Raw genomic sequence first — 8560 nt, 5'->3', positions numbered from 1 at the left:
TTCGAAGCCATCGTTGGTGAGGTCGTAATACCAGACGGAGTCTGTCCCGGAGCCGTCTTTCAGCCGGTCGAAGAAAAGAATGTTGGTTTTAACACCGGTGTAAGGCAGAAAGCATCCAGCTGGCAGCGACAGGATGGTGTGGACACTGAACTGTTCCAGCAATTCTTTGCGCACCTTCTGGTCTGGGCCGCCACGAAATAGCACGCCCTCCGGGATGATCACTGCAGCGCGCCCGCCCTTGGCCAGATTGGCCATAATGTGCTGGAGGAACAGGCATTCGGTGGCACTGCTCTTTACGCGGAAGTTGGTCTGTAATTCCTGCGCCATCTTGCCGCCGTAGGGAGGATTGGCGAGGATGACTTTGTGCTTGTCTTTCTCGCCCACGTTATGGTTATGCACCTCCAGCGTATTGGACAGCTCCAGATTGGCGCCCTCGATCCCGTGCAGGATCATGTTCATCGAACCCAACAGGTAGGTCAGAGGCTTGAGCTCCAGACCATAGAAGGTCTTATGCTGTAGCTCGTCGAGCTGTTTGCCGCTCAGTGTTCCGGCCTGACGTATGAAATCCGCTGCAGCCCCCAGAAAGCCTGCGGTTCCAAAGCAAGGGTCATAGACGGTCTCGCCCGCTTTGGGCTTCACCACTTCGACCATGGCACGGATGATGTGGCGTTGGGTGTAGAACTCCCCGGCGTAGCCAGCGGAATCGGCCGCCACACGCTTAAGCAGGTCTTCGTAAATTTCCGACAGGACGATGACATCGGTTTCATTGGAGAAATGCAGTTTGTCGACCTGTTGCACGACTCTGGCGAAGGACACACCACGCCGACAATAATTGCGCACGTTCTCGAATATGCGGCGGAACCGCTGCGCTAACGGGTCATCACCCAGGCCCTTTTTGGGATCGGGGCTGGTAATCTTGATCCAGAGCTTGCCGTCAACGAACTCGAGCATTTCGTCCGGATGATCGGTGTCCCTCGCCCACGCGGACCACGCGTAATTACCTGCGAGGCGACGCTCGTACGTTTTGTCGTCAAACTGTGCCTCCTCCTCGCGTCGAGTTTCCGCCTCGTCAAAAGCCTTGAGGAAAAATAGCCACGCAAGCTGCTCGACATAGTTACTGGCGTCTACACCCTCCTGATTGAGCTGGTCGCAGGCGTTCTTGACGATCTGCTGGACTTCCTGGCGGCGATGGTCAGTCTTGTTATTCATTCTGATATCCCATTTGATGCGTTAAGCGCCCATCGGCACGTACAAGTGCTGCTTGACCAATTCGAGGTCTGCTTTCAACAGCGCCGCCCCGCCATAACGGTTGGTCAGCGACTGAAAGCTCCCGAACTGCTCTGAAAACTGCGGCGCGCTGTAGGTGCGGGCCTGCTCAAGATCATCCACTCCGAACAAGCGGTAGTGATCGAGCGCCGTCAGCCAAAAGCGACTCTTGATACGTGCTTTCTCTGGAACACCTTTCTCACCGAGCTGGTCGAGCAGCCAGACCTGGTCCTGGTCCCACAATCGGTTGGCCCGGTCGTTGCGCGTCGGTACGCGCGGCATCTGAAAACCGATCTTGGCGAGAATGTCCACGTCATCCGTGTCCGGCAGCTCCAGGTAATGTCGAAAAGCGGAAGGGTAGATGTCCCTGTCCCGCAACTCTTCGCGCAACTCCAACCGGCTCTTCTTGTCGATCCAGATGCGCAGCAATTCATCCAGCCCCTTGTGGGTCACATCGAGAATGAACTCACGCGATTTCTCGCTGTATTCCTCGAACGGAACCTTGCGACCATCCGCGAGGCAAACGTAACGATTGGTGGCCGAGATAATTACGGAAACACCCTCACCAACGAGCTTAGGTACCGCTTCCCCCGTTCGCGGCGGACGCGTGGGCCGGGCGGCTTTGTAGGCTTTTTGCTTGTTCGCCGGATGTCCGTCGAATTCCGCATCTTCCAGCGCACTGGCGCCGGAGTAGTCGAAGATGGTGAAGTAACGCTTGTTAATGTCCTCGCACAGGCGGGTGCCGCGTCCTTTCATCTGTTTGTACAAAATGGCGCTGCGCAGGGGGCGCATGAAGACTACGTTCTTGACATCAGGCGCATCAAAGCCGGTGGTCAGAAGGTCAACAGTGACTGCGATACGTGGATTGCTGGGGCCGACCACAGCAAAATTGCGTTCGAGCTGGTGACTGTTGCGCTCGGCACGAGTAATGCGTGCCGCAAAATCTGAATCGCCAGACAGTCGCCGCAGTTCTTGCGCCATGAATGCGGCATGCGTGTCATCGACACAAAAGACGATGGTTTTCTCGTCGCGTAAGTCATGCTTGCCCAGCACTTCCCAAAGGTCCTCTGCAATAGCCTTGGTACGATCCGGCATACGGATCTCTCGCTCAAAGTGAGCGGTGGTATAGCGCTTGCCGTCGGGGCCAGTGAAGCCGTCCTCATCGACGTTGGTTATGCGTTCTTCAAGCAAGTACGGCACCAGATAGCCATCTTCGATGGCCTGTCTGAGGCTGTAGATGAAAACGGGTTCGCCGAAGTAATGCTGGGTATCGCGCCGCTTCTCTTCAACCGTCAATTCTCGGTTGCCCTCTTCCAGTTCGCGTGGCGTGGCGGTAAGCCCCAATTGCAGCGCAGACCCGAAATGCTCAAGCACGCCAAACCAGTCCCCAAAGCCCGAGCGGTGACACTCATCCACAACAACAAGGTCGAAGAAGTCCGGGTCGTAGTGTTCGTAGACCTTCTTTCCGTCAAGCTCCTCATCGAGGCTCTGGTAATTGGCAAAGAAGACCTTTCCGACGAGGTGCTGCCCCTGGGCAACTGTCTCCTTGTCTACCTGCACGCGCTCCGAGGCTGTGTAGGCCGAAAACGCGCGATAGGCTTGGTCCTTAAGACTGTTTCGGTCAGTAAGAAAGAGAACATGCTCACGCTTGAGCGCTTTCGCATTGAGGAGCTTCCAAATCAACTGGAATACCGTGAACGTCTTGCCTGTTCCCGTGGCCATGAGGAGCAGCACACGATCCTTGCCTTGCGCGAACTGCCACAGCGTCTTGTTGATGGCGATATCTTGATAAGGACGCACAGCCTTGTGAGTCACCTGATCCACGTAGTAGCCGGCGGTGAACGCGCCCTCCCACCGATCCCAGTCCAGGGATGCGCCCAAGCGGCTAAGAATGGCTTCGGGTGTTGGCGGTGTTATGAACGTTTCGTACTGACCGGTTTCGTTGTCCGTCAGAATCCAGTCCGTACCGTTCGACGCCAGGGAGAATCGAATGGCGAGACGAAGTGCATAACGAGATGCCTGTTGCATCCCGTCCGCAGCGCTTTCGCCCTCGGCCTTGGCCTCCAGAATGACAAGCGGGACGCCGCGGTATCGCAGAACGTAGTCGGCGATGATGGACTGGGTTTCGTCGTACATGCTCTCGCCAGAGATGTTGACGCGGCCCGGCCCAATGCGGAGTTGCGCCTGCCATGACCATCCTGCCGCAGACAAGGCTGGCTCAATTACTTCTTTGCAGGTGACGCGTTCTGTTCTAGCCATTTGTCTGCCTTGTTTTCACTATCTTCAGGTCACCCAGCCGAGGCGTTTGTGAATTCACGATTGAACACCTTGAGCAAATGGCGTGCCACGTCACTCCAGACCATATTTCTTCAACCAATTGGTCAGCGTTTGGTAGCTTGAAAATCCAACCAGGTTTGCTGCCTGGGTCTTGTTGCCCTTCGCGTGCTCCAGCGCCCGCTGTAGATAGTGGCGTGCGACCTGTGCCATGAGATCTTCGAGCTTCACCCCGGTCTCGATGTCACGGTCGAGGATCGCTTCGTTGCGCCCCCCCACGACCGGAACCGTCATCAAGGCGCGTTTGACCACGTCCGGACCGATGCTGTCCGCTTCGCTCCAAAGACTGGCCCGCAACAGAGTATTTTGAAGCTCGCGAACGTTACCTGGCCAATGATGCTGGAGCAGAAGATTTCTTGCGGATACAGAAAGCTTCTTCTTCTGGTATCCCGGCTCAGCAGTGGCCTGCCGATTGACATAGTCGAGCATCGCGTCAATCAGAAGATTGAGATCGCCCTTACGTTCACGAATCGGGGGCAATTTGATCACCGCTACCGCGAGCCGATAGAGCAGATCTTCCCGAAAACGACCTGCCGCCACGTCCTCCACCAACGTTCTATTGGTGGCGGCAATGATGCGTACATCCACTTTTACCGGTTTGCTCTGTCCGACGGGCGTAACCTCCCCCTGCTGGAGCGCGCGAAGGAGCTTTGTCTGCATGGCCTTCGGTAACTCACCAATCTCATCAAGAAACAGCGTGCCACGATGCGCTTCTCCAAAATGACCGAGGCGATCGGTCACCGCTCCTGAGAACGCACCCTTCTTGTGGCCGAAGAATTCGGATTCAAGTAACTCGGCCGGTATCGCGCCGCAATTGACCGCCACAAAGTTCATGGCGGCCCGAGGACTCGCGTTGTGGATCGCTTGCGCGAACAGCTCCTTGCCTGTCCCGCTTTCCCCTTCGATGAGGATTGGCAGCGATCGGCGCGCGGCCCGGTGCGCCTCGGCGATCAATTGTTTCATCATTGGGCTACGGTGAACGATGTCCTCGAAACCCGCTGCCTCTGGGGGCCTCGCCTCCGACAATGCCACCTGTCGTTGATCGGCGGTCCGCAACAGATCTGGAATGAACTCAGCGGCGATGTCAAAGGGAACATCTGCCACCTCGACCCCCGCTTCCCTTGAAGATTGCAAGAGTTGCGCTGGATAACTGGTCTTGGCTAGCAGTATCCACACCGCGGCCATCGAAGGGGTGCCCGGACTCAAGTGAAAGGTGTACTGGAATCCAGGGCCTTTAGCCTTCCACAGCGCGGAAAGCACCGAGTCCGCTGCCTTATAAATGCCCCGGAAGTTCGTCGGACTCGAGAGAGTCTGTTGATGAACCTTGATGAGCGCAGAAGTGCGCTTGGATAACCAATCGACGTATCCCTTCCACTTCTCCTTTGGGTAATCGCAAAGCAAGTGAATCTCGTCGAACTTGATGGCCGACACCGCATTGGCCACCGGCCCGTCACCATCGGGACTCACGCCACTTGAGGCTTTGAGGTCCGTATTACCAATCCAGCAAACGAGCGCTTGATGAGGCATTAGCATAAAGGTTCTTGTATCACGTAATAGACTTTACGCCCGCAACGCCCTATCCGTCAATCAATCTGTTGGAGAAAATCCCGCAATAGTTTGATTTAACTCAGGTTCCCCAGGATCACCCAGGGCTGGCACGGCGGCTGCTATAGAGACTGCGAACCCACATGGAGGCATACGATGCTTACTCAAATTTCCGATTCACTCCAGCAACTTCGGCTCGGCACTCTCCAATCGTTCGGCAACGTGACGATGGTGCCATTGCTTGCCGACGATGTAGGGGCGCCCCGTTATCTGACAATCGACGAAGCGCTTGCCAACGGCACGGCGAAGATCATGGAGATCTCTGAGAGCGGCAGCGTTCCCGAACTCTGGTTCGAAAACCAAGGCGATAAGCCTGTCCTGCTGATGGACGGCGAGGAACTGATCGGTGCCCGGCAGAATCGGATTATCAATATCACCATACTGGTGGGAGGTCACAAGAAGATCGCAATTCCCGTGTCCTGCGTGGAGCGCGGCCGGTGGTCTTATGTGTCGCGCGAGTTCCGCTCTGCTAACCGCACGCTCTTTTCGAGCGCGAAGGCAGCGAAGATGCGGGACGTCTCCCATAGCCTTAACTCCTCCGGCACTCGTCGGGCGAATCAAAGTGCTATCTGGGAAGACATCGCACATATGTCCGCTCGAATGTCCGTTAATTCCGACACGGAAGCGATGTCCGACGTCTACGATCGGCGTAGCCGCAGTCTTGACGCCTACCAGACCAAATTGCGGCCCGAACATGGCCAAACGGGAGCTGCATTCGCCATCGCTGGGCAACTCGTCGGCGTGGAAATCTTCGACTCTCCTGACACCTTTCGAAAGCTTTTCACCAAGCTAGTCTCCGGCTATGCGCTCGATGCCATCGATCAAGCCGAAACCGGCAAAGGCGGCGTATCAATGGAGCAGGTGTCAGCGCTGCTTAAGCGCATCGCCGATGCGTCGACGAAGTCGTATGCATCGCTCGGAGAGGGTGAGGATGTTCGCATGACTGGCGACCATCTTGCGGGAGGCGCGCTGCTAGTCAATGAGCATGTCGTCCATCTCGCTGCCTTCGAAGAGCGGGCCTGACCAATTTTGATTGGGGAATCGCCATGTCAGATTCGATAACGAAGGAGCACGGAACGGCCGACCGGGACAAGGTATTCGAACGCGTACGCGTCGAAGTTCGCAAGTTTTTGCAAAACGGGATTGCACCTGAGGAAATCTCATTTGCACTCTCCTATATTGCGACTGAGCTTGGCTTAGCTGTCGCTACCAATCCGTTGGATGTGTTTCCGGTCGTCTTCAGCGCTGTCTCGCAGGCGAGCGCCGCGAGTTCCGCTGGCAAGGAAGATGGAAAACCAACGGTCGTATCCGATTCGCCGCCTCCGCAAAATACAACAATTCACTGATGTCTTAGCCTGGAAGAGAGAGAACATGGAACGCCAAATAATCTTGAGCGCCAACGAAACCGTCACGTGCCCCAAGTGCAGGAATGAGTTCTCCCTTGATCTGGGCATTGCGCGCCATACGATCGAGCATTACGAAGCGGACTTCGAAAAGGCGCTCGCAACAAAGCGCCAAGAACTCGAGGAAACCGTCGGGCGTGAGGCAGAGCGCAAGGCCGCTAAGCTTTTTAACGAACAAATCGAGCGTCTGACGGAGCGGCTCGCCGATTCGGAGAAAGGTGCCACCGAGGCAAAGAACGCCATCGTCAAAGCCCGAGACGATGCCAAAGCAAAAGCCGCAGACGAATTCGCTCAGGAACGGCAAGCATTCGCCGCTGAACTTACCGAGAAGGACCGCAAACTGAAGGAGTTCCGGGAGCAGGAGCTCGAGCTCCGTAGGCAGAAGAAGGAGGTCGAGGAACAGCGAGCCAACCAGGAACTGGATCTGCAGCGAAAACTGGATGCAGAGCTCAAGAAGCTATCGAGCGAGATTGGTCAGAGGGAGGCGGAACGTTTCGGCTTGGTAGAAGCGGACTACAAAAAGAAAATTGAAGACGCCCAGAAGGCCAACGAGGATCTCCGCCGCAAGCTGGAACAAGGCTCGCAGCAGCTCCACGGCGAGGTACTGGAACTCGAACTCGAGCACGCCCTCGCAGCCAGTTTCCATCACGATCAGATCGAAGAGGTCAAGAAGGGACAGCGCGGCGCCGATGTCATCCACACTGTTCGCACCTCTAATGGCGAAGTCTGTGGAAAGATCATCTGGGAAGCAAAACGAGCCGAAAACTGGTCGGACAAATGGCTTACCAAGCTCAAGGACGACCAACAGGAGGCCCAGGCCGATTTCGCCGTACTGGTTACCACGGCAATGCCGAAGGGAGTCACAGAGCCATTGGCAATGGTCGGCGATGTTTGGCTGGTTTCCCCTCATCTTGTGCGACCAGTGGCGGAAACCTTGCGCGTCGGCCTGATTGAAATCAACAAGCTGCGACTTGTAAATACCGGGCGCGGCGAAAAAATGGAATTATTGTTCAACTACCTGTCGAGTCCGACCTTCGCTCAGAAGGTTCGCACCGTATTGGAGTCAGTGGAAGCGATGCGTCACGACCTTGAGGCTGAAAAACGCGCGATGCAGAGAATCTGGGCAAAGCGTCAGGGCCAGATCGAGCGCGTGACCAATACGATGGCTACCGTAGTCGGGGACATCAACGCCATTGCTCATGATGCGATTCCGGAACTCGATTCAATCGATCAACTGGCGCTACCAGCCAGCACCGAGGTTGATGCCTAAAGCGCAAACGCTTCGGACACTGCAAGCTTCACTTATCTTGACCATGGTCACGCGTTGAAGCGTCTCCCGCACGAAATGCGCGGCACAGTGGGTTCACTTATGCTGCTCTGGCACAGTCGCGGGAATGTACGTCTGCTTTGAAGATCTGAATCCGAAGATCTGAATCCGAGGCTAGCCCCACGTCATTTGATTTGCCTGGCATATTGGTCGGCGGATTGGCGATAGGTAGTCCCTATGTTCCTAAATGGCTTTACATATTTGCAAGTAACGTCTATTAGGAACATAATCCCACATCATGCCTACTCAGCCAAGCCATACTGATCGGCTCCTGCTGCTCGCCCAGCAGAAGGGCCTGCTACGCTCCAGCGATCTGACTGAGCTCGCAATTCCCCGGGTCTACCTCACTCGTCTTACAGCCAGCGGCGAGCTCTCGAAAGCCGGCCGTGGCCTCTACCGGCTTGCCGAGGCCTCTCTCTCGGAAAATGAGAGTCTGACCATCGTGGCGGCAAGGGCACCGCAAGCCGTCTTCTGCCTGCTCACGGCCCTGCAGTTCCACGGGCTCACCACGCAGCTTCCCCGGCAGGTCTGGATCGCCCTCCCCCAGGGAGGCCACGCCCCCAAGGTGGATTACCCCCCAGTCAAGCTCATCCAGTACAGCGGTGATGCTTTCAAGCAAGGAATC

At 56.2% G+C, this 8560-nt stretch carries 7 protein-coding genes; 4 read left to right on the top strand and 3 right to left on the bottom strand.

Translation table 11 applies throughout. The annotated features are described in order from the left end of the window. The 3 genes from VMU57_RS12885 to VMU57_RS12875 form a co-directional block, all read right to left on the bottom strand. On the bottom strand, positions 1-1209 hold a 1209-nt coding region (locus tag VMU57_RS12885; protein ID WP_325384010.1), incomplete at its 3' end, for an N-6 DNA methylase. A gap of 21 nt (positions 1210-1230) precedes the next feature. Then, a complete protein-coding gene (locus VMU57_RS12880) occupies positions 1231-3402 on the bottom strand; it encodes a DEAD/DEAH box helicase family protein (protein ID WP_325384008.1) in 2172 nt (723 codons plus the stop codon). A gap of 213 nt (positions 3403-3615) precedes the next feature. Next, positions 3616-5127, bottom strand: coding sequence for a sigma-54 interaction domain-containing protein (locus VMU57_RS12875; protein ID WP_325384007.1), 1512 nt, complete (start codon positions 5125-5127; stop codon positions 3616-3618). Positions 5128-5301: 174 nt separating this feature from the next. Between VMU57_RS12875 and VMU57_RS12870 the strand changes: the two genes are divergently transcribed. The 4 genes from VMU57_RS12870 to VMU57_RS12855 all read left to right on the top strand — a co-directional run. Next, positions 5302-6228, top strand: a complete 927-nt coding sequence (locus VMU57_RS12870; protein ID WP_325384006.1) for an ARPP-1 family domain-containing protein — start codon at positions 5302-5304, stop codon at positions 6226-6228. A gap of 23 nt (positions 6229-6251) precedes the next feature. Further along, entirely contained in the window at positions 6252-6551 is a 300-nt protein-coding gene (locus tag VMU57_RS12865) for a hypothetical protein (RefSeq protein WP_325384004.1), read from the top strand. A 25-nt stretch (positions 6552-6576) separates the two neighbouring features. Further along, complete coding sequence (locus tag VMU57_RS12860; RefSeq protein ID WP_325384002.1) at positions 6577-7878, top strand: DUF2130 domain-containing protein; 1302 nt, start codon at positions 6577-6579, stop codon at positions 7876-7878. 295 nt (positions 7879-8173) lie between these two features. Then, positions 8174-8560, top strand: a 387-nt coding sequence (locus VMU57_RS12855; protein ID WP_325384000.1) for a type IV toxin-antitoxin system AbiEi family antitoxin domain-containing protein, incomplete at its 3' end; no start/stop codon positions are given.

Source organism: Edaphobacter sp., assembly GCF_035532915.1.
Classification (GTDB): Bacteria; Acidobacteriota; Terriglobia; order Terriglobales; family Acidobacteriaceae; genus Edaphobacter.
The sequence above is the reverse complement of the archived record's forward strand: the minus strand, read 5'-3'. Positions and strand labels throughout refer to the sequence as shown.